The sequence below is a fragment of the Spiroplasma endosymbiont of Clivina fossor genome (assembly GCF_964031115.1).
GTDB lineage: Bacteria > Bacillota_I > Bacilli_A > Mycoplasmatales > Nriv7 > Nriv7.
Map to the genome: position 1 here is coordinate 655,839 of NZ_OZ035006.1, position 20,710 is coordinate 676,548.

Below are 20,710 nucleotides of genomic sequence, written 5' to 3' on the forward strand. Positions count from 1 at the left end.
ACAATAAAAAAAGACTGAAATTTTAAATTATCAAATATATTTAAACTAATAGTTGTAAATTATAAATTGAAGCTATTAAATTAAATCTTAAAGCAAATCTTTTTCTACGATTTCGATATTTTTCACTAATAATTTTAAATTTTTTAAGTATAGCAAAAACATTTTCAATAACAATTCTCATTTTTGAAATTCGCTCATTATTTTGCTTTTCTTCTTTATTTAAAGGGTTTTTCTTTGATTTTCTTTTAGGAATTAAAACATTATGATTAATTTTTTGTATGCCTTGATAACCTAAATCCACTAAAACAGTTGTTTCTGGTAAAAATTTAATTTTTGAATCTTTTAAAATTTTAAAGTCATGGTTTTTACCATAAGAAAAATCAGAACTAATAATTTTTTTACTATCTTTTTCAATTATAACTTGTGTTTTTATTGTGTGTTTTTTCTTTTTTCCTGAGTAGTGCTGTTTTTGTCTTTTTTTGGGCGTTGGATTTGGCTTTCAGTTACATCAATTATAACAGTCTTATCTTTGAAATAATCTTTTAATAGTGATTTTTGACCAGTAAGTTGTTGAAAATTAGGGTGTTTTATTAAAGTGTCTTCAATTCATTTGATATTTCTATAACAACTACTTTCACTAATATCATAACTTTTTGCAATATGAAAATAAGTTCTATATTCTCTTCAATATTCTAAAGTCATTAAAATACGATTTTCTAATGATAATTTATTGGTTCTTCCGCGACGAAATCTCTTTTTTAATTCTTCTATTTTTAAAATTTCTAGCATTTTATTAAAAGTAGTATGTTTAATACCAGTTAATCTTAAAAAATTTTTATCACTTATTTGATTATTTTTTTTAAATTTCATTTAAATTCCACCTTTTTATTAAAAACAACAATTCAATTATATTTTAAATTAATTTTGCAAGAAGTCTATTATCAAAATAGTAGATAAAATTAAAGGTTATGTACCAAGTCTTTTATTTTTTAGATATTTTTTTTACTTTTTTAACTCGTTTTTTCTTTTCTAAAATAAAATTAGGAATTGTCATTTTTATTTTTAAATTATCTTGTTGATAAATTTTCCATAACAAAATTGAAATAATAATTGAAAAGACAGCAAGAACAATAATTTCAACACTAAACACAATTCACTCGCCAGTATTAGAAATAGCACCCCCAAATAAGGATGATTTATAATATGATATCTGAAAATCAGGATATTTTTCTTTAAGTTTATAAAGCATATCATTAGCAACAGCAATTAAATTATTAGTATTAGTTTGTGAATATGTAAAAAGAAATAAACCAACAAAAAGAATTGGCAGAAAAAAAGTATAAAATAAGATTATTGAACCACGAGATAAATAAGATATCCTTTTAGTAAGAACAAAAGATACACTTCAAATAATTATTAAAAATGTTAAACCTAAAATTGGCACAAATTGCACAACAAAAACAGTTGGTAAATTAGGATAATAATAAATTGGTGCTAAAATTTCAATCAAAAAAGTCTCACGAATAATTTCTTGTGATTGTCCAGGAATTTCAAGAATATTTCTAGGGTTATTATAACCATAAGGAAATTTTGATAACAAATCATAAAGATTTACTAAATCTTTATTCAGAAAATTAGCAATAATTAAAATAACTTCAATTAAAATAAATATTGAAATTAAAAAAATTGAAATTCGCAAAACATTTCAAATTGTTGGTTGTTTAAAAGAAACCCAAGTTTTTCGAAACCAATTTTGACCAAATAATAAAATTTTTTCCCGTTTATTAAAAACAAAAGCCGGTTTCACTAAATGACTAGCATAACTAGTATAATCAAAAGCAACAATTAAAGAAACTAATGTTGCTTGAATAAGAAAAACTCATCAAATACCAACTTCACTAATTCAGTCATTAGTATTTCCTTTTAAATTAATTAACTTTTGATAAAATTCTTTAAAAAGAAAATTTTTAAATCAGTCAATAGCTTCAGAATGAATCTTTTTACCCGATAACACCACTAAAAATTCATGAAATTCTTCAATCGCAAAATGATAAGGATTGGGAATAATGATAATATCTTTCGCATCCTTAACTTTTACTAGCGAATTTAAAGTTGCTTCATTAGTTCATTGATATTTATATTGCCCCACAGCTAATAATCCAAAACCAACAATTGTTATAATTCAAAAAATTAATAAAACAACTACTAATGCACTTGTTGTTTTTCATTTTTTATTTAAAAAAAATGCTCCCCCTAAAATAATAAAAATCCCTAAAAATACTAATGAAGTTCCCGTAATTGTATAAGCAAGTTGCGCATTCATACTGAAAATTATTTTAAAATCATAAAAATCAGATAAATATTGCAAAAGGATTTTAGTATTTTCCAAAGAAAAATTATAAGTATCTTGAAAATATTGTAAGTAATATTCTTCTCTTGTAAAAACATTAAGATCATTAGTAAAAGTTGTAACTAATGAATCATTGACCAAAACAATAAGAAAAGCAATTCCCGGTGCTAACAAAAAAATTAAAAAAAGTGATATTAACAATGGTTTTGTTGCTTTACCCTTCATTTCATTTCACCCAATTCTTTATTTTCTAATGTCGTTTTTTATTTTCTAATGTCATTATTTTACTATAAAATTATTTATTATTCATTGTAAATAAAAAGCATTCTTCATCGATCACTAATATCTTTAATAAATTCATATTCACTAGTTGCAAAATATTGCTTTACTAATACTTCTAAAGCCGCTTTTTGTGAATAACCAAATTCAAAGGCTAATAAATATTTATTATTCATTATTGTTTTTACTTGTTTAAAAATTAATTTATAGAAAAATAAACCATTATCAGTAGCAAATAATGCTAAATGCGGTTCATAATCTTTAACCGTATTTTCAATCTGTTCATCAATTCCAATATAAGGGGGATTACATACTAAAATATCAAACTTATCATCATTATTAACAAAGGATGCTAACAAATTACTATTAACAAATTTAATATTTTGACAATTAAGATTTAGCGCATTAGCTTTTGCAACTTTTAAAGCTTCACTACTAATATCACTAGCAACAACAAAAACTTTTTCTTCTTCTAACGCTAAACTAATAGCAATCGCACCACTACCCGTAGCAATATCAAGTACTTTAATTTGCTTTACATCTTGAAAATAGTCATCAACATAATACAAAAGATTTTCTACTAATTCTTGTGTTTCAGTACGCGGAATAAAAACATTAGGGTTAACAATAAAATCACGTCCCAAAAAAGTTTGATAACCTAAAATATATGCCAACGGTTTTCCCTGTAAATTAATATTAATTAAAGCATAAAAGTCTTCTTCACTAACTTTACTTTCAATATCTAAATTGGCATATAATTCTTGCAATGAATAGTCTGCTAAATGAGCTAATAATCACTTACAATGGTGACTACGATAATCAGCATATAATTTTTGACCCTTTTGTAATAACTGATGATAGGTCATAACTAATCTTCCATTCCCATTTTTCTTTTTTGTTCATCATCAATTAAAGCATTAATAATCTCATTAAGTTCACCTAGCATAATTCGATCAAGTTTATTTAATGTCAAATTAATCCGATGGTCACTAACACGATTTTGAGGATAATTATATGTTCGAATTTTTTCTGCCCGTACACCACTACCAACAGCACTTTTTCGTAATGTTACCATTTCACTTTGCTGAGCTTCAAGTTTAGCTTCATAAATTTTAGCAAGTAACACTTTTAAAGCCTTATCCTTATTATCATGTTGACTGCGACCATCTTGTGAAGTTGTCACAATTCCAGTTGGTAAATGAGTAATGCGTACTGCTGAATCAGTAGTATTAACATGTTGCCCCCCAGCACCAGAAGCTCGATAAGTATCAATTTTTAATTCTGACGGTTTAACATCAACATCTAAAGCACTAGCTTCGGGTAAGACAACAACCGTAGCTGTAGAAGTATGAACTCTTCCTTGTGATTCGGTTTTAGGAATTCTTTGCACGCGATGACTACCAGCTTCAAATTTCATTTTTCCATAGACTTTTTCACCTTTAATCAAAAATGAAATTTGCGAAAAACCACCTGAATTTGATATTCGGGCATCCAAAAGTTCTGTTTTTCAATTTTGTGATTCACAATATCGAAAATACATCCGATATAAATCACCAGCAAAAATATTAGCTTCATCACCACCAGCAGCACCACGAATTTCAATAATAACATTTTTATCATCATTAGGGTTTGTCGGCAATAATGCAACTGTTAACTGCTGTTCAACAAATAATAATGATTCTTCATTACCTTTTAATTCTTCTTTTGCTAAATTTAACAAATCAGCATCTTTTTCATTTTGAAAAATATTTTTAATTTCTTGAAGATTGCTTTCAATACTTAGATATTTCATATATAGCAATACTGTATCATTAAGTTTAGCTCTTTCTTTAGATAACTTAGTTAATAATTCAATATTATTATTAATATCGGATTGACTTAGTAAACTATTAATTTCATTATAACGATGTTTCATTGTTTCCAATCGTTCTCGGGTTTTGACATTCATTTTTATTCTCCTTAATATTAGTTTGTGGATAATCATTAACAATATGACAATGACGACAACGTGCCTCATAAAATTCATTAGCACCAATTAAAACAATCGGATCATGATAACTAGCAGGAAATCCATTAATTATTCTTTGAGTTCTTGTTGCCGGCGAATGACATTTAACACATATTGCTTCTAATTTAGTAACAAATTCAGCTCTCGTTAATAATTCGGGCATACATTTAAAAGGTTCACCACGAAAATCTTTATCTAACCCAGCAACAATAATCCTCTTCCCCTGATCTGCTAATTGTTCTAAAACTATTAAAATATCATTTGTAAAAAACTGAATTTCATCAATCGCAATAACCTCAGTATCATTATCTAAAAATTCAATTAATTGTTGCACATTACCAATTCTTATTGCTTTAATTTTTCTTTTATTATGACTAACAATTTCTTCTTCTTCTTCATAACGATTATCAATTAATGGTTTAAAAATTTGAATTTTTTTATTAGCAAATGATAACATATTTATTCGACGGATTAATTCCTCAGTTTTACCAGCAAACATACAACCACTAATTACTTCAATTCATCCATCTTTATAACGCACATACATTATTTCCCCTCACTTTGATTAATATTTTTTGCTAACAAATTTAAATCATTTAATAAAGCATCAACAGTATGTCAAGAATTAGTTTTTACACCAGCTGCACGATGATGACCACCGCCACCATATTTTGTTGCTAAATCATTAATTTTTAATCCCGTACTCCGAATACTAATTTTAATAAACTCATCATTTTCATCTTGACTACAAAATGCTCATATATGTATTCCCAAAATCCTCCCTAAGAGATTAACTAAATTATTAGCTTTTTCTTTAGTAATTAAAAATTCTTTCAAAATATCTGGTGTTAACTTTAAAAAAGCAACACCATTGTCAGTAACCGTAAAATTACTCAAAGCAAACGCTTGAAATTTTATAATATTCATTGGTCGTTGATACAAATTATTATAAAGTTGTTCAATATTAAAACCCGTTGTCATTAAAAAATTTGCTAATAAAAAAGTTTCTGGTCGCAAATTACCATAAAGAAACCTTCCCGTATCAGTTACCATTCCATGAAATAACGCTTTAGCAGCCTCCTTTGTAACTTGCAAGTTATTATCTAAAGCTAACTTTGCTACCATTTCACTTGCTGATGGTGCCACATCATCAATTCACTCTAAATCAGCATATTGTTCATAAAATGGATGATGATCAATTTTAATCTTATATTTTCCTTTTTCTCATCCACTGCCATCAATTCGCTCGGCATTAGCACAATCACCAATAATTACTAAAGCATCACGATAGTCTTCTTCCTTAACATCATCACAGATACCAATATAATTCAAGTCTAATAAGCTAACACCCCCAGTTAAAACTCTAATATGAGGCAAATTAGCACCAATTAAATGTTTTAAACCAAATTGTACACCATACGCATCACCATCAGGACTAATATGGCGCAAAATTATTACCGTGGAATATTCTTTTATCTTATCTCAGATTTGCTTTGTCATTTTTTATTATTCTCCTCTATCATCTCTTAATTAATTGATCAGTTTTACTATCAAACAAATAAATACCTCCCGACAAAATATCAAATTTAATTTCTTCTTTTAAAAATTTTTTATTATTTGATGGTGGAGTTATTACTTTAATAATTTTATTATCATTTAAAATTACATCAAGTAACCAATCACCTTTACGCATTTTTTTTAACTTAATAACTCACCCATAAAGGGGTTGCTTATTAATAACTTTTATTTTATGTTTGTAAAAATCAGGAACAATTTTTTCTGGTAAAATACCAACATTAAAACTAAAATTTTTATTTTCCATATAAAGTGTCTTTAAACTGACAATATTAATATTATCAATTAATAATCACGATTCAGTATAATTAAAGTACGCAAACCAATTTAAATGTGGTGAACTAATCGCCTGTAAAACATCCTTATTAAAAGGTTGCGCAATAATATTTTCTTTTGTATCTTGCTGAACAATATCACCATTTTGTAAAATAATAACTTTTTGGGCAACATCAATAACACGATAACCATATTTACTAATAATAAGAATCGTTAAATTATAATGCTTTTGAAGTTTTTCAATTAAATGACCAAACTCATTTTTATACTGTTTAGATTGTTTAACTAAAGTATCATCAATAATAAGTAACCGTTTTTGTTGAATAAGAGCAATAGCAATTTGCAACTTAATGCAATCTCAACGCGTAAATTGTCAAATAAAACTAAACTTTAAGCCTTTTAGCTCAATATCATCAATAATATTCTTTACTTGTAATCAAGCTTGTTGACGAACTCTAATAACTGCTCTACTAGCAGTATGAACTTCATTTTTAAACTTTTTTACACTAATTTTATCAAAACCATTTAAAAGCAATTGATGATAAATATAGGTTTCATTCATAATCTTTCCTTGAAGCATTTTAATTTCTGAAACTAAAATTTCACTAATAATTTGTCCTTGTTGAAAATAAAATTCATTGTGATATTCTCTTGTTGCCTGCTTTCACTGCTTAAACTTATTACTTTTTTTTAAACGAATAAAATCAGCATTTTTATGTTGATATTCAATGCTTTTAACTAACTTTCAAAAGTTTTTCGCATATGCTTTCGTATCAATTTCCGCTTGTAAAATATTTTTTCTTAACTCAGTAATTTCTCCATCTAAAGTTTCTAAAAACTCATTAGCAACAAATGTTACTTCTTTCATCTTAAATGAACGCTTATTTTCCTTATGTCCTTGATGACAATGACAGCTTTTTTCCATTCTTGTTAAAATAAAAATTTTATCTCATAAAGCTTGTAAAAAAGTTAACCAACTATTTAAAATTGTTAATTTTTCCGCTTCTACAACTCAACTTTGAAATCTTTGCATTAAAATTGAAGTATTATTAGCATTAACATCCTTCATAATTTGTTTAATTGCTGTTTGATGAAATTTGTTAATAAACTCATAATATTTATTAATCCGTGTTTCTTCAAGAATCCGACTATTTTTAAGAAAATTCTCATTAAAATCTCGTAACTGGTCTTTATATTTTTTCTTATCAAGATTAATACCATTATCAATTAAATCATTTAAATGATGTTTAGCATCACGATAATCTTGTTTAGCTTGTAAATAAAAATTTTCATTTTTTAAATATAAACTAGTTAATTTTCAAGGAATTGAAAAAATTGAAAAAAGAAATTTTTGCGGAAAAATTAATGCTAACGGGCGTTTTTTTGGTAATTGTGTTGTAATATTTTCTTCATTAAAAATTATTTGTCCAGTTTCTAAATTCTTACCATCTTTAAAAACTTTAAATAAAGCATTTTTTTCTTCATAAGAATTAGTAAGTAAAACACAAACATCATTATTAGAAATATTAAAGGAAATATTTTTTAAAATAACAATATCTTTTTGTTTAACAACAATATCCTTAAGTTCTAATATCACAAAATCACCTATTTCTTAGTCTCATTACATTATACGACAAACTAAAAATAATACGAAAAAACTCACTATAATTTGTTTTAGTGAGTTTTAAACTATTTGTTTAAAGAATTTTTCAAGTCTTCTAATGATACCTCTTTTAACTTATCACTTTTTTTACTTGCATTTTTAACGATTGGTTTTTGATTTTTAGCATTTGCAATTTGTTGCTTTAAAATTTCTTGTTGTTTTGCTTGTTGCTTAGCAAACTTTTCTACTTGACCATCAGCACGCATTGATTGTTGTTGACCAGTATAAAAAGGATGACATTTTGAACAAGCATCTATTCTAATTTCTTTTCCCTTAGTTGAACCAACAGTAAAGACATTAGAACATGTTATACAAGTAATTTCTGCTTCATAATAGTTAATAGCATTCTCTTGACCTTTTTTATTCATTATTCCACCTCTAAAATATTTTCACTATAAAATAATAACATATATTATGTTAATTACAAAATCGGCAAAGATTGGGGTCGCGTTTAGTTTTCTTAGGTATTGCTTTGAAGAAATAAAACAATCAGCTAATTATATTATTTAACTACTAAACTAACCTCGCCCTTCTTGTTATTGTCATTTTTATTCATTAGACTTCTTGCAAAATTAATATGATAATTATAATTTTTAAATTTAAAATAAATATAAAAGTGTTATTAAAATAATTTTTAGATTATTTTTACAAATATTTTGTCATTAAAACATAATAAAAATTATTATTTACAATAAAAAAAGACTGAAATTTTAAATTATCAAATATATTTAAACTAATAGTTGTAAATTATAAATTGAAGCTATTAAATTAAATCTTAAAGCAAATCTTTTTCTACGATTTCGATATTTTTCACTAATAATTTTAAATTTTTTAAGTATAGCAAAAACATTTTCAATAACAATTCTCATTTTTGAAATTCGCTCATTATTTTGCTTTTCTTCTTTATTTAAAGGGTTTTTCTTTGATTTTCTTTTAGGAATTAAAACATTATGATTAATTTTTTGTATGCCTTGATAACCTAAATCCACTAAAACAGTTGTTTCTGGTAAAAATTTAATTTTTGAATCTTTTAAAATTTTAAAGTCATGGTTTTTACCATAAGAAAAATCAGAACTAATAATTTTTTTACTATCTTTTTCAATTATAACTTGTGTTTTTATTGTGTGTTTTTTCTTTTTTCCTGAGTAGTGCTGTTTTTGTCTTTTTTTGGGCGTTGGATTTGGCTTTCAGTTACATCAATTATAACAGTCTTATCTTTGAAATAATCTTTTAATAGTGATTTTTGACCAGTAAGTTGTTGAAAATTAGGGTGTTTTATTAAAGTGTCTTCAATTCATTTGATATTTCTATAACAACTACTTTCACTAATATCATAACTTTTTGCAATATGAAAATAAGTTCTATATTCTCTTCAATATTCTAAAGTCATTAAAATACGATTTTCTAATGATAATTTATTGGTTCTTCCGCGACGAAATCTCTTTTTTAATTCTTCTATTTTTAAAATTTCTAGCATTTTATTAAAAGTAGTATGTTTAATACCAGTTAATCTTAAAAAATTTTTATCACTTATTTGATTATTTTTTTTAAATTTCATTTAAATTCCACCTTTTTATTAAAAACAACAATTCAATTATATTTTAAATTAATTTTGCAAGAAGTCTATTGTTTTTGAACTATCAAATCCTGTCTTAGTTCATTTAGTTTGTGAAACTTGTCCATGTCATAAGGTTATTCATCTTAGTGAAGATATGCATTTAAGTGATGAAGATTTTCAAGATAATTTTTTAATTTTGTCGAAAACTCTTGATAAAATAAAAAAAATCATCAACTTGATAATTTTAAAAGGCTTTTATGTAAAATTACTATTTTTACTTTAACTTTTTTATACATTAAAATATAATACCGCTGTTTGTTGGTTTGGAGTTAAACCCTTATGTTGGTATTTTCATTTTCAGAGATTTAAATAATTTTGAATATTAGTAAAACCTAAACCATGATAATGAATTAAGGCTTCTTTAAGACTAGATTGTAATTTACTGATTTTATTTAAGTTACGATAACTAGCTTCAGGATTAATTGTTGTTTTAGTTACACATAAAGTAGAATTTGTTTGTTTTGCTACTAAAAAATATAATTTTTGCATATCAGAAGTAATAATTGAATTTTCGTTAATTAATTCTTTGTTCATATTTTCAATAACTCATTGTTTTTGTAAACGTGGACGCATAAAGTTTTGTTAGGTAGGCAAAGGTTTAAATAATTTTGAAAGAAAAGCACCTAAAAATTGATTACCTTTTTATTTGAAAAATAAGAAATAAAACAAAATATTTAATATTAACAAACATAATCTTAATAAAAGGTTATAAAAACTAATTAAAATGCTTATAAAACTAACATTAAAATAATTTTTTATTTTAATTTTGTCGAAAACTCTTGATATTTATTGAATATACTTAATTTTAGGTATATTTTAATATGATAGAGGTGGATAATAATTATGGAAAAAATAATTCAAGAACTAGTAAATACTTTAACAGATGATCAATTTTTAGAATTTTATGAAAAAGTCAAACAACAAGCAGAATTAATAAAAAAACAAAAACGTTTAAATGAAATTGATCAAAAATTTAGAGCGCAAGGTATTAAATGATCTAACTGTGAATCTTACTGTTGCGTTAAAAATGGACATAATTCAGAAGGAAAACAAAAATATTTATGTAAAAATTGCCGTGCAAGTTTTGACGCTTTTCGTAATCATTTTATTTATTGAAGTCATTTAAATTATGAACAATGAAATTTATTGATTCAAATTTCATTGCTGGGGCAATCTAGTAAAACAATTTCTCGTTTTATTAAAACTACATTAAAAACTGCTTGATATAATCGTCAAAAATTAATGAAATCAAAACAATTAGAAAATACCCAATTAAAATTTAAAAAATTATCTGGTAAAATCCAAATCGATGAAACATTTATTAAAGAAATCCATAAAGGAAATTTCAAATATAAAACTGATCCACGAAGAATTCACCTTGACCCATTCGCAACTAATACTAAATGCTGTATTCAAATGGCAATTGATAATAATAACAATATTTATGTTAACTCCACAAACACCAAACGTTTACAGTGTGTTGCCATTTCTTTTATTATGATTCTCATCAGTTTCAAGATGATCTTTAATTTCCGTATTTAACATTCGTTCAGTTAATTTTTTGGTAAATTCCTGAAAAATAGTATTGCCTTTAAATAAATCTTGTGGATTATCAATATTTTCTAAAAAATAATCAACAACTTTGTCAATTGCATCAGGTTCTTTTTTTATTTTTTTTTTGTCATTTTCTGTTCTCCTTCGTTTAAGTATAATTCAGAATGAATTATCGAGACACAGAATTTTGGACAGGCCCGATTTTTTTTTTGAATAACAATGATGCTTCTTTATCCTAATAGTTTAACTGGAAGTAATCGTACTAATGCCTATGATGAAATTAAAATTATTCTTGAAAAATGTCTTATCCCAAGTAATGTTACTTTTTTTCCATTTCATTATTTTATAACCTTTGTTACTTTTAGTATTATTTTTATCAGTTTACAAATTTTTTTTCATTTCAGTCAAATAAAAGCAAAAATAGCAATGGTGCTTTTTAGCATTTCATTGCTTGCCTTAATTCTCTTAACCTTAGTAGCAACAATGTCGCTTATTAGAATTGAAGATTTTGGCGGAACAATGTGATGTAGTTATCGAGAGATTACTGTCTCCGCTCTAATTCTGATTTTCCTATTTTGTCCCGCGCATTATATTGAAATTTATATTACTGTAAAAAATATGCTCGTAAATAACTTTAAACAAAATAAAACTCTCCTAGATAAAGGAGAGTTTTATTTCTATTAAACCGTCATTAATTCTTTTTCTTTTTCTAACGCCATAACATCAGCCTTAGCAATATATTCATCAGTTAATTTTTGAATATCTTCTTGATAAGATTTAACATCATCTAAAGGCAATTTAGATTTTTTAATAATTTCATTAATATCTCGCCTTAAATTACGAATCCCAACTCGCATTTCTTCAGTAATCTTTTTTACTTGCTGAACAAATTCTTTGCGTTTTTCTTCAGTTAACTGCGGGACATTCATTCTAATATAATCACCTTGGTCTTGCAATGAAACTTGCAAATTAGCTTTAGTGATTGCAACAATAACTTGCTTAATAATACTTCGATCATAAGGTTTAATAACAAGTTGTCGCCCTTCAACAACCGTAATTGCAGCAACTTGATTAACTGGCATTAAACTACCATAATAATCTACCAAAACAGAAGCAAGAATTAAAGGATTAGCTCTTCCTGTACGAATCTTACTTAATTCATATCGTAAACTTTCTAAAACCTTTTCCATTTCTTCTTTTATTTGTTCAATTTCTAATTGTAATGCCTCAATTAACATTAATTATTCTCCTTACTTTTATTACTGTAATTTAATCTTATTTCTTAAAAACTTTAACTATTTATTGCTACTACTAATAATTGTAATTTTAGTATTTTCCTGTAAAGCTTTAACAATATTATCTGGTTTATTAATATCAAACACAATAATCTTTAAATTAGCTTCCATACTCATTGTAATTGCTGTTAAATCCATTACGCGTAATTGCTTTTGCGTTATGTCCTCATAAGTTAAAAACTTATAATGAGTAGCAGTATTATCTATTTTTGGGTCAGCACTATAAACACCATCAACACCATTTTTAGCCATTAATAAGACATCAGCTTTAATTTCCGCCGCTCGTAATGCCGCCGCAGTATCAGTTGTAAAATAAGGATATCCCGTTCCCGCTGCTAAAATAACAACATAACCCTTAGATAATCGTGACAAACATTTTTTAAAATAATAAGGTTCACAAATTTTATTCATTTCAATTGATGATTGAATAATTACTTTATCAAAGTTTTGATTTTTAAATTCAGCTTCTAAAGCTAAAGCATTCATTACCGTAGCTAACATCCCCATATAATCAGCATTAACCTTATCCAAACCAGCGATTTTAGCATTAACCCCTCTTCAAATGTTACCACCACCAACAACAACAGCAATTTCAATTCCTTCTTGCGATAAAGTAATAATTTGTTTAACAATATTTTGCATTCGCTGTGGATCATAAATGCTAACACCACCTAAAGCTTCACCACTAATTTTTAATAAACATCGCTTATATTTAAATTCCATTATTCACACCTACTTCTTCTTCCCATATATATTTTATACGAGATTTTTTTAAATAAAAAGAAAAACTTTTTTAATTTTGTCAAAAACTCTTGATAAAATAAAAAAAATCATCAACTTGATAATTTTAAAAGGCTTTTATGAAAATAGACGCATAAAGTTTTGTTAGGTGGAAAAATATTTGATTAATTTTGAAAGAAAAGTAACTACAATTTAATTATCGTTTTATTTGAAAAATAAGTAATAAAACAAAATATTTAATATTAACAAACATAATCTTAATAAAAGGTTATAAAAACTAAGTAAAATGCTTATAAAAACAACATTAAAATAATTTTTTATTTTAATTTTGTCGAAAACTCTTGATAAAATAAAAAAAATCATCAACTTGATAATTTTAAAAGGCTTTTATGTAAAATTACTATTTTTACTTTAACTTTTTTATACATTAAAATATAATACCGCTGTTTGTTGGTTTGGAGTTAAACCCTTATGTTGGTATTTTCATTTTCAGAGATTTAAATAATTTTGAATATTAGTAAAACCTAAACCATGATAATGAATTAAGGCTTCTTTAAGACTAGATTGTAATTTACTGATTTTATTTAAGTTACGATAACTAGCTTCAGGATTAATTGTTGTTTTAGTTACACATAAAGTAGAATTTGTTTGTTTTGCTACTAAAAAATATAATTTTTGCATATCAGAAGTAATAATTGAATTTTCGTTAATTAATTCTTTGTTCATATTTTCAATAACTCATTGTTTTTGTAAACGTTTGGTGTTTGTGGATTTAACATAAATATTGTTATTATTATCAATTGCCATTTGAATACAGCATTTAGTATTAGTTGCGAATGGGTCAAGGTGAATTCTTCGTGGATCAGTTTTATATTTGAAATTTCCTTTATGAATTTCTTTAATAAATGTTTCATCGATTTGGATTTTACCAGATAATTTTTTAAATTTTAATTGGGTATTTTCTAATTGTTTTGATTTCATTAATTTTTGACGATTATATCAAGCAGTTTTTAATGTAGTTTTAATAAAACGAGAAATTGTTTTACTAGATTGCCCCAGCAATGAAATTTGAATCAATAAATTTCATTGTTCATAATTTAAATGACTTCAATAAATAAAATGATTACGAAAAGCGTCAAAACTTGCACGGCAATTTTTACATAAATATTTTTGTTTTCCTTCTGAATTATGTCCATTTTTAACGCAATGGTAAGATTCACATTTAGGGCATTTAATACCTTGCGCTCTAAATTTTTGATCAATTTCATTTAAACGTTTTTGTTTTTTTATTAATTCTGCTTGTTGTTTGACTTTTTCATAAAATTCTAAAAATTGATCATCTGTTAAAGTATTTACTAGTTCTTGAATTATTTTTTCCATAATTATTATCCACCTCTATCATATTAAAAATATACCTAAAATTAAGTATATTCAATAAATATCAAGAGTTTTCGACAAAATTAAAAATTTTTTACAACAAAAATCATACATAAGAAATATATACTTAATTTGAATATTGAAATAATTTATAGTAAATGATTATTTTTTCTTTTTTAAAAAATACCTAAGAAAACTAAACGCGACCTGTTAAGTAAATTTGCTTGACATATACATATATTAACGATATTATTAATTATGGTTTAAAAAGATAACTAAACCAATAATAGTGAGAGGAGTACTTATATTTTATGGTTAAATTAAGACTAAAAAGGATGGGGAAAACTAAACAACCTTTTTATCGTATTGTTGCTATTGATTCTCGTATTAAAAGAGATGGTGAATATATTGAATTAATTGGAACATATGATTCTTTAAATGATTCGTTAAAAATTAATAAAGAATTAGCTTTAAAGTGATTAACCGTTGGTGCTCAACCAACTGAAACAGTTCGTAGTTTATTTGCAAAAGAAAAAATTATGCAGGCATTTCATGAATTGCGACAAAAAAATAAACCAAAGAAATCATCAACAGAGAAAAAAGTGATTAAAAAAGAAGTTTTAGCTAAGGAAGTTAAAAAACAAAGTCAGTAATGATAAAAGTAGTAATTCTAAATCAACAGTTAAAGTTTCAAAAGAAGTAAAGGTTATTGATGAAAAAAATTCGAGAGAATAAATGGAGTTAGCTAATGATGAATTACATTAATACTGTTAAAATATTAATTAGTCCAATTGTTAAAGATATTAATAATATTCAAATTAGAATGTTAAATGAAAATGACAATAAATTAGAAATTCTTATTATGACTAGTGATAGTGATTTGGCAAGATTAATCGGTAAAAAAGGATTAATTATTGATTCGATTCGTCGTTTAGTTAATGTTAAGGCATCAAGAGAACAAAAAAGAATTAAAGTATCTTTAGAGGCTTTTAACGAATAATGAAGTTTGTTAAAATTGGTAAAGTTATTAATACTCATGCTTTAAAGGGCGAAGTAAAGATTAGATGTTTAATGCCTAAATATGAGCGATTCTTTGATGCTAATCATGATATATATTTTTATGATTCTAATAATTATACTTATGAAATATTAACGGTTGTTAGTTCTAGAAGTCATAAAGGTGATCTTTTAGTTAAATTTAAAAATTATGATTATATTAACGACATTTTATTTTTAAAGACTCAAGATTTATTTCAACTTAGTAATAATCCTCATTTAGTAAATGATGATGAAGTTGAAAACTATATTGGATTACAAGTTATCAATGTTGATGATAATTCACTTATTGGTGAAGTGATTGATTACTTTATTACTAAAGCGCATGGTGTTTTTGTTATTCAAACAGTTATTGGTGAACAAAAAATGTTGGCCGATGTTTCACAGTTTATTATGAATATTCTTTGAGAACAAAATACTGTTTATGTTAAGTTAATTAATAATTGATAAATTATAAAGGAGACAAGAAATTAATGACAACAATTCAAATTATCACTTTATTTCCCGAACTCTTTGTTAGTTTTATTAATACATCAATTATTAAGAATGCTGTTAAGAAAGAAAAAGTAAAGTTTAATATCATTAATCTTCGTGATTTTGCTATTGATAAGCATCAACAAGTTGATGCTTATCAATATGGTGGTGGTAATGGCATGGTATTAATGGTGCCAATTGTAGTTGCAGCGATAAATTATGCTCGTGAGCAAATCCCTAATAGTCAAGTGATTTTATTATCGCCACAAGGAAAAACATTTAAGCAGGATATTGCTAGTGAAATGGCTAATAGTAATAATTCATTAATTTTAGTTTGTGGTCATTATGAAGGTTTTGATGAAAGAATTAGAGATTTTGTTGATATGGAAATATCTATTGGTGATTATGTTCTTAGTGCTGGTGAAATTGCCAGTATGGTTATAAGTGATGCTGTTATTCGCTTATTACCGGGTGTTATTCAAGAAGCATCACATCAAAATGATTCATTTACTAGTAAGTATTTAGATTATCCTGTATTTACTAAACCATTAGTTTTTAATAATCAGCAAGTTCCTGATGTCTTATTATCAGGTCATCATAAAAATATTGATATTTGAAGAAAACAACAAGCGTTTTATAATACATATAAAAAGCGACCAGATTTAATTGATTTAAATCAATTAACACCACAAGAGCAAATTTGAATTTCTGAATTAGAAAAAGATAAAAAATAAATAATAATGGAGGGAGTAATTGTTATGAATATGCAATTAGATCGACAAATCACTGAACAACAACTTCGTACTGATATTCCAAAATTTAAATCTGGCGATACAGTAAGTGTTGCTGTTGAAATTAATGAAGGTAACAAAAAACGAACACAAGTTTTTACTGGTTTAGTTTTAAAGCGTCAAGGGTCAGATATTAGTTCTAGTTTTACGGTAAGAAAACTTACTGGTAGTACTAGTGTTGAAAGAACTTTCCCTTTACATTCACCGCTAATAAATAAGATTGAAGTTTTAAAAATTGGTCGTGTTAGAAGAGCGAAGTTATACTATATGCGTGATCGTATTGGTAAAGCTGCCAGAATTAAAGAAGTAGTTAGTTCTAATAAGAAAAATAAGGCATAATAATTAATAAAGGTAGAATTTGCCTTTATTTTTCAATTAAGGAGACATATTAATGGAAAAGTTAAATATTAATTGATTTCCAGGTCATATGGCAAAAGCTATTCGCTTGATGAAAGAAAAATTAGCATTAGTTGATTTAGTAATTGAACTTCGCGATGCGCGAGCCATTAACTCTAGTATTAATCCAATTATTCAAGAATTGTTTAAAAATAAACCACGAATTATTATTTTGAATAAAAAAGATTTAAGTGATATGAAAGTAAATCAAGAATGAATGGCATTTTTAAAAAAAGACCCGTTAGTTAAAGTAGTATTAACTAATTTATTAGTTGATCAGCCCAAAAATGAAATTATTTTATTAATTAATCAATTATTGAAAGATAAAATTAATCATCAAAAATCTCGTGGCATTCCAAATTGACAAATTAAGGTGATGATTATTGGGATTCCTAATGTCGGCAAATCACGGTTAATTAATAATTTAGTTAAAAGAAAAGTAAGTAATGTTGCTAATCAACCAGGAGTTACGAGAGGGATTCAATGAGTCAAGTTAGCACAAAATATTCATTTACTAGACACGCCGGGAATTTTATGGCCTAAACTTGATGATCCACTAGTGGCAACGCATCTGTCATTAATTGGAGCTATTAAAGAGCAATTATTACCATTTATTGATATTAGTTATTATGCATTTAATTTTTTAGCCAAGCATTATCCTCATATTTTAAAGGAACATTATGCCCTTATTATTCAGTGAAAACAAGATATGCAAGCTAAAGAAATGGATTGTTATTTTTTGCAAATGGCGAAAGCAAATAATGTATTAGGTTCTTCTGAACAACAAATTATTCAAATGATAACAAATTTTTATTATGCTTTTACAAAAGGAACAATTAAAAATATTTCTTGAGAAAGACCAAAATAATAATGGGAACGTATGAAAATAAATATTGACATTATAATTTTGTTCTTGGGTTGCATCCGCTATTTTAATTTTTAAAGATTAAAAAGAAAGTAAATTAAGAGAAAAACTTAATAAAGATGTTCATTCATTAATTAAAAATGTGAAAAAATTCTTTGTAAATTTGAATTAGAAGTAAAAATTGTTGAAATGAAATTAAAATTAAAAGAATTAGCAAAAGATAAAAATAAAGAAAAATGATAAATAATAAAATTTCAATTTAAATTGAGGTTTTATTACTTTTTAAATTTTATCAAAAATTAACTGAAATAGGACGCGTAAAGTTTTGTTAGGTGGAAAAATATTTGATTAATTTTGAAAGAAAAGTAACTACAATTTAATTATCGTTTTATTTAAAAAATAAGTAATAAAACAAAATATTTAATATTAACAAACATAATCTTAATAAAAAGGTTATAAAAACTAAGTAAAATGCTTATAAAAACAACATTAAAATATTTTTTACAACAAAAATCATACATAAGAAATATATACTTAATTTGAATATTGAAATAATTTATAGTAAAAAAAATGATGAGCCTGTCCAAAATTCTGTGTCTCGATAATTCATTCTGAATTATACTTAAAAGAAGGAGAACAGAAAATGACAAAAAAAATAAAAAAAGAACCTGACGCAATTGATAAAGTTGTTGATTATTTTTTAGAAAATATTGATAATCCACAAGATTTATTTAAAGGCAATACTATTTTTCAGGAATTTACCAAAAAATTAACTGAACGAATGTTAAATGCGGAAATTAAAGATTATCTTGAAACTGATGAGAATCATAATAAAAGAAATGGCAACACACAAAAAACCATTATTACTAAAAATGGTTCAATCGCAATTGATGTACCAAGAGATCGAAATAGTACTTTTGAACCAGTAATTATTCCGAAAAGACAAAGAAGATTTGATAACTTTGATCAAAAAGTAATTTCTTTATATGCAAGAGGAATGACAATTTCTGATATCAAAGCACAATTGCAAGAATTCTATCACGGAGCAGAAATTTCAGAAAGTTTAATTAGTCAAATAACTGATGATGTTATTGAAGAAGTTAAAATGTGACAAACTAAACCTTTAGAGAAGATTTATCCGATTGTTTATTTTGATTGTATTGTTGTTAAAGTAAAGCAAGATAAACGAATAATAAATAAAGCAGTTTATCTTGCCTTAGGAATTAATTTAGATGGTTTAAAAGATATTTTAGGAATGTGAATTAGTGAGAATGAGGGAGCCAAATTTTGACTTAATAATCTTACGGAAATGAAAAATCGTGGGTTACAAGATATTCTTGTTGCTTGTAGTGATAATTTAAACTGGGATGTTTGATGCAATAGAAGCTGTTTTCCCAAAAATACAGCATCAATTATGCATTGTTCATCAAATTCGCAATAGTTTAAAATTTGTTCCTTACAAAGATCGCAAACTTGTAGCTAATAGACTTCTTGCAAAATTAATTTAAAATATAATTGAATTGTTGTTTTTAATAAAAAGGTGGAATTTAAATGAAATTTAAAAAAAATAATCAAATAAGTGATAAAAATTTTTTAAGATTAACTGGTATTAAACATACTACTTTTAATAAAATGCTAGAAATTTTAAAAATAGAAGAATTAAAAAAGAGATTTCGTCGCGGAAGAACCAATAAATTATCATTAGAAAATCGTATTTTAATGACTTTAGAATATTGAAGAGAATATAGAACTTATTTTCATATTGCAAAAAGTTATGATATTAGTGAAAGTAGTTGTTATAGAAATATCAAATGAATTGAAGACACTTTAATAAAACACCCTAATTTTCAACAACTTACTGGTCAAAAATCACTATTAAAAGATTATTTCAAAGATAAGACTGTTATAATTGATGTAACTGAAAGCCAAATCCAACGCCCAAAAAAGACAAAAACAGCACTACTCAGGAAAAAAGAAAAAACACACAATAAAAACACAAGTTATAATTGAAAAAGATAGTAAAAAAATTATTAGTTCTGATTTTTCTTATGGTAAAAACCATGACTTTAAAATTTTAAAAGATTCAAAAATTAAATTTTTACCAGAAACAACTGTTTTAGTGGATTTAGGTTATCAAGGCATACAAAAAATTAATCATAATGTTTTAATTCCTAAAAGAAAATCAAAGAAAAACCCTTTAAATAAAGAAGAAAAGCAAAATAATGAGCGAATTTCAAAAATGAGAATTGTTATTGAAAATGTTTTTGCTATACTTAAAAAATTTAAAATTATTAGTGAAAAATATCGAAATCGTAGAAAAAGATTTGCTTTAAGATTTAATTTAATAGCTTCAATTTATAATTTACAACTATTAGTTTAAATATATTTGATA

23 protein-coding genes and 3 pseudogenes are annotated in these 20,710 nt (G+C 25.4%); 10 read left to right on the plus strand and 16 right to left on the minus strand.

Annotated features, from left to right (window positions below):
- Positions 1 to 40 precede the first annotated feature (40 nt).
- From AAHM82_RS13185 to AAHM82_RS04030, 12 genes and pseudogenes are all read right to left on the minus strand, one after another.
- Positions 41 to 433, minus strand: coding sequence for a transposase family protein (locus AAHM82_RS13185; RefSeq protein ID WP_342264845.1), 393 nt, complete (start codon positions 431 to 433; stop codon positions 41 to 43).
- Complete coding sequence (locus AAHM82_RS13190) at positions 430 to 870, minus strand: transposase family protein (protein ID WP_342263396.1); 441 nt, start codon at positions 868 to 870, stop codon at positions 430 to 432. Before AAHM82_RS13190 ends, AAHM82_RS13185 begins: the two co-directional genes overlap by 4 nt.
- A 112-nt stretch (positions 871 to 982) precedes the next feature.
- Positions 983 to 2,575 carry a hypothetical protein gene (locus AAHM82_RS03990; protein WP_342264598.1) on the minus strand — a complete coding sequence of 531 codons (1,593 nt, stop codon included), beginning with the start codon at positions 2,573 to 2,575 and terminating at the stop codon, positions 983 to 985.
- Between the two features lie 77 nt (positions 2,576 to 2,652).
- On the minus strand, positions 2,653 to 3,495 hold the full coding sequence (gene prmC / locus AAHM82_RS03995; RefSeq protein WP_342264599.1) for a peptide chain release factor N(5)-glutamine methyltransferase: 843 nt from the start codon (positions 3,493 to 3,495) through the stop codon (positions 2,653 to 2,655).
- 2 nt (positions 3,496 to 3,497) lie between these two features.
- Positions 3,498 to 4,577, minus strand: coding sequence for a peptide chain release factor 1 (gene prfA, locus AAHM82_RS04000; protein ID WP_342264600.1), 1,080 nt, complete (start codon positions 4,575 to 4,577; stop codon positions 3,498 to 3,500).
- Entirely contained in the window at positions 4,528 to 5,184 is a 657-nt protein-coding gene (locus tag AAHM82_RS04005; RefSeq protein ID WP_342264601.1) for a thymidine kinase, read from the minus strand. Before AAHM82_RS04005 ends, prfA begins: the two co-directional genes overlap by 50 nt.
- Entirely contained in the window at positions 5,184 to 6,137 is a 954-nt protein-coding gene (locus AAHM82_RS04010; protein ID WP_342264602.1) for a bifunctional oligoribonuclease/PAP phosphatase NrnA, read from the minus strand. Before AAHM82_RS04010 ends, AAHM82_RS04005 begins: the two co-directional genes overlap by 1 nt.
- 16 nt (positions 6,138 to 6,153) lie before the next feature.
- Entirely contained in the window at positions 6,154 to 8,085 is a 1,932-nt protein-coding gene (locus AAHM82_RS04015) for a hypothetical protein (protein WP_342264603.1), read from the minus strand.
- Positions 8,086 to 8,306: 221 nt separating this feature from the next.
- A pseudogene (gene rpmE, locus AAHM82_RS13195) lies at positions 8,307 to 8,519 on the minus strand (50S ribosomal protein L31); the annotation flags it as partial.
- Between the two features lie 360 nt (positions 8,520 to 8,879).
- Positions 8,880 to 9,272, minus strand: coding sequence for a transposase family protein (locus tag AAHM82_RS13200; protein WP_342264845.1), 393 nt, complete (start codon positions 9,270 to 9,272; stop codon positions 8,880 to 8,882).
- Positions 9,269 to 9,709, minus strand: a complete 441-nt coding sequence (locus AAHM82_RS13205; RefSeq protein WP_342263396.1) for a transposase family protein — start codon at positions 9,707 to 9,709, stop codon at positions 9,269 to 9,271. Before AAHM82_RS13205 ends, AAHM82_RS13200 begins: the two co-directional genes overlap by 4 nt.
- A 288-nt stretch (positions 9,710 to 9,997) precedes the next feature.
- Positions 9,998 to 10,342, minus strand: a complete 345-nt coding sequence (locus AAHM82_RS04030) for a hypothetical protein (protein ID WP_342264605.1) — start codon at positions 10,340 to 10,342, stop codon at positions 9,998 to 10,000.
- 270 nt (positions 10,343 to 10,612) lie between these two features.
- On the opposite strand from AAHM82_RS04030, the gene AAHM82_RS04035 reads away from it, so the two are divergent.
- Positions 10,613 to 11,311, plus strand: coding sequence for an IS1/IS1595 family N-terminal zinc-binding domain-containing protein (locus AAHM82_RS04035; RefSeq protein WP_342264606.1), 699 nt, complete (start codon positions 10,613 to 10,615; stop codon positions 11,309 to 11,311).
- Here the strand turns inward: AAHM82_RS04035 and AAHM82_RS13210 are convergent.
- The 4 genes and pseudogenes from AAHM82_RS13210 to AAHM82_RS04050 all read right to left on the minus strand — a co-directional run.
- A pseudogene (locus tag AAHM82_RS13210) lies at positions 11,246 to 11,479 on the minus strand (hypothetical protein); the annotation flags it as partial. The gene AAHM82_RS04035 and the pseudogene AAHM82_RS13210 sit on opposite strands and share 66 nt — an antisense overlap.
- A 524-nt stretch (positions 11,480 to 12,003) precedes the next feature.
- Complete coding sequence (gene frr, locus AAHM82_RS04040; protein ID WP_342264607.1) at positions 12,004 to 12,561, minus strand: ribosome recycling factor; 558 nt, start codon at positions 12,559 to 12,561, stop codon at positions 12,004 to 12,006.
- A 57-nt stretch (positions 12,562 to 12,618) separates the two neighbouring features.
- Positions 12,619 to 13,341, minus strand: a complete 723-nt coding sequence (gene pyrH, locus AAHM82_RS04045) for a UMP kinase (protein WP_342264608.1) — start codon at positions 13,339 to 13,341, stop codon at positions 12,619 to 12,621.
- A gap of 438 nt (positions 13,342 to 13,779) precedes the next feature.
- Positions 13,780 to 14,739 (minus strand): IS1/IS1595 family N-terminal zinc-binding domain-containing protein, encoded by a 960-nt coding sequence (locus tag AAHM82_RS04050; protein WP_342263352.1) that lies wholly within the window; start codon positions 14,737 to 14,739, stop codon positions 13,780 to 13,782.
- A gap of 308 nt (positions 14,740 to 15,047) precedes the next feature.
- Here AAHM82_RS04050 and rpsP point away from each other — a divergent pair, with 308 nt between their 5' ends.
- From rpsP to AAHM82_RS13220, 9 genes and pseudogenes are all read left to right on the plus strand, one after another.
- Positions 15,048 to 15,389 (plus strand): 30S ribosomal protein S16, encoded by a 342-nt coding sequence (gene rpsP / locus AAHM82_RS04055; protein ID WP_342264609.1) that lies wholly within the window; start codon positions 15,048 to 15,050, stop codon positions 15,387 to 15,389.
- 98 nt (positions 15,390 to 15,487) lie between these two features.
- Positions 15,488 to 15,736 carry a KH domain-containing protein gene (locus AAHM82_RS04060; protein ID WP_342264610.1) on the plus strand — a complete coding sequence of 83 codons (249 nt, stop codon included), beginning with the start codon at positions 15,488 to 15,490 and terminating at the stop codon, positions 15,734 to 15,736.
- Positions 15,736 to 16,242 (plus strand): ribosome maturation factor RimM, encoded by a 507-nt coding sequence (rimM, locus tag AAHM82_RS04065; protein ID WP_342189927.1) that lies wholly within the window; start codon positions 15,736 to 15,738, stop codon positions 16,240 to 16,242. The genes AAHM82_RS04060 and rimM overlap by 1 nt, the downstream gene beginning before the upstream one ends.
- A 23-nt stretch (positions 16,243 to 16,265) precedes the next feature.
- Entirely contained in the window at positions 16,266 to 17,000 is a 735-nt protein-coding gene (trmD, locus tag AAHM82_RS04070) for a tRNA (guanosine(37)-N1)-methyltransferase TrmD (protein WP_342264611.1), read from the plus strand.
- A gap of 24 nt (positions 17,001 to 17,024) precedes the next feature.
- A complete protein-coding gene (gene rplS / locus AAHM82_RS04075; protein ID WP_342264612.1) occupies positions 17,025 to 17,396 on the plus strand; it encodes a 50S ribosomal protein L19 in 372 nt (123 codons plus the stop codon).
- A 52-nt stretch (positions 17,397 to 17,448) separates the two neighbouring features.
- Positions 17,449 to 18,321, plus strand: a complete 873-nt coding sequence (gene ylqF / locus AAHM82_RS04080; protein WP_342264613.1) for a ribosome biogenesis GTPase YlqF — start codon at positions 17,449 to 17,451, stop codon at positions 18,319 to 18,321.
- A 640-nt stretch (positions 18,322 to 18,961) separates the two neighbouring features.
- Positions 18,962 to 19,799, plus strand: a pseudogene (locus AAHM82_RS04085) (IS256 family transposase); the annotation flags it as partial.
- Positions 19,800 to 19,869: 70 nt separating this feature from the next.
- A complete protein-coding gene (locus AAHM82_RS13215; RefSeq protein ID WP_425288996.1) occupies positions 19,870 to 20,337 on the plus strand; it encodes a helix-turn-helix domain-containing protein in 468 nt (155 codons plus the stop codon).
- Complete coding sequence (locus AAHM82_RS13220) at positions 20,306 to 20,698, plus strand: transposase family protein (protein WP_342264845.1); 393 nt, start codon at positions 20,306 to 20,308, stop codon at positions 20,696 to 20,698. The genes AAHM82_RS13215 and AAHM82_RS13220 overlap by 32 nt, the downstream gene beginning before the upstream one ends.
- Positions 20,699 to 20,710: the final 12 nt, after the last annotated feature.